This window comes from Serratia sp. A07, assembly GCF_058725505.1.
On sequence record NZ_JBZXDO010000153.1, the window covers coordinates 1 to 1,598 of the forward strand.

At 51.9% G+C, this 1,598-nt stretch carries 1 protein-coding gene; it reads right to left on the reverse strand.

The genetic code is table 11. From position 1 onward, the window contains the following. Nucleotides 1-1,490 (reverse strand): ParB family protein (locus AC4PR2_RS28745; RefSeq protein ID WP_492176032.1); only part of this gene is annotated, 1,490 nt, incomplete at its 3' end. Nucleotides 1,491-1,598 lie beyond the last annotated feature (108 nt).

Genomic DNA, 1,598 nt, shown 5'->3' on the forward strand with positions numbered 1-1,598 from the left:
CCGATGAGGGCTTCATTGAGCGAGCTGGATGAGGCGCCGTCCGGGTTGTTGCCGGCAAGGGTCAGGAGTAACGCGGTAAAGCGAGAGGGACGTTCGGCAGTCAATGCGTAGCCGGCAGCCTGCAAGTCGGCTTTATCGGCTTTGATTTCCGCCTCGCAGCCCGCCACTTCGGCCAGTTCGAATGCCAATCGGAAGGTGATCACCTGCAGGTGCTCGATATCATCCTGCAGGGCAGAAATAGCCCAAATGGAGGAGACCGGCTCAAGTCCTACCTCGGCAAAAGGCACCTCTGCAACAGGGGCTACACCTTGCTTTGGCTGTGTCACGGTATTACTGCGAGGGACTATCGACTCATGAGGGTCCGGCAGGGGGACGGTGGTATTCTCACCATCTAAAACCGTTTCAACGTCACCCGACAACATCGGAGGCGCGCCATATAAGTCAGGCTGAGTTTCAACACGGCGTTCAGTTTGAGTTGCAGGCGTTTCCTCTTCATGAGCGTTCTGTGATTCATCATCGGCATCTCTCGTTGATTCATGCAACGCGCTGTCCAGCACCAAAGAAGAGCCTTCTCCCTGTACTTCAGGTACCGTCGGTCCGCCGGTATTTCCCTGCTGCAGTGCTGGCGCCAGTTCGACAGTATTGCCTTCGCCTGACAGCTCAGGCGTTAATGCCGGCTCAGGCTCACCGAGGTGCTTGCGCCGGTTTTGCTCTTTGGGATCGAGCTCCAGTAGCCAGCGGTCATAATTGAGCAACGGGTGTGGCAACGCGTTGATGAGCGCACCAATCAACTCATCACGAAACATATCCAGAGAGTAGATTTCGGGGTCATCAAATTGGCTACAAACTTTGCCAAAGACGCTATCAAACGGTTCTTGAACCTCGACAGTAACACTATGTTCCTCCCAAGTTTTTTCAGCCTCAGCTCGTAAAGCAAGCAATTGACGAATTTGGGGGGCTCCCAATCCCGATTTAAGAAGAGATGGCATGAATGGATATAGGTATTTCACCGTATCTTCCATACGGCTGATACTGGAGAAATGCACCGGATATCCATCAGCACTCATTAAACTTGAGAGCTCACGGAGAGAAACAGCTTTACCCAATTTTTCTTCATACAGGGCACGGGCATCCCGGATCCCCAGCGCTTTTTCGATAAACGCCAGATCTCCCCGTTGTTCGTTCTCGGCCAGATGGCCAAGAAGACAGGACAAACGACCGGGCCATGGCTTGAAAACACAAGAAATGCGGTAAAACCGTTCATCCCCTGTTTCTTGCCATAATTCTTGCAAGATTGAATAACGGGTGTTGCCACCATCACTGAAAAAATAACCCAGTTCGGGTTGTTCAGGATCAAGGGTAACTAATGGCACAGTTCTCAGGCCGCGAACCCTAATCCCCGCCTTGATTTCATCATATTCAGGATTCCTCGAGATTCGCGGGTTGTACGGCGATACGCTTAGCTGGTCGAGAGTAAGCACCAAGGGCATATCACTCACTGGCAGTGCAGATGATGCCGAATATCTGACGACAATTAATCTGGCCGGTTCGCGACAATTATTTTGGCCGGTTTGTAATCTGAGATCACAACCTACTCA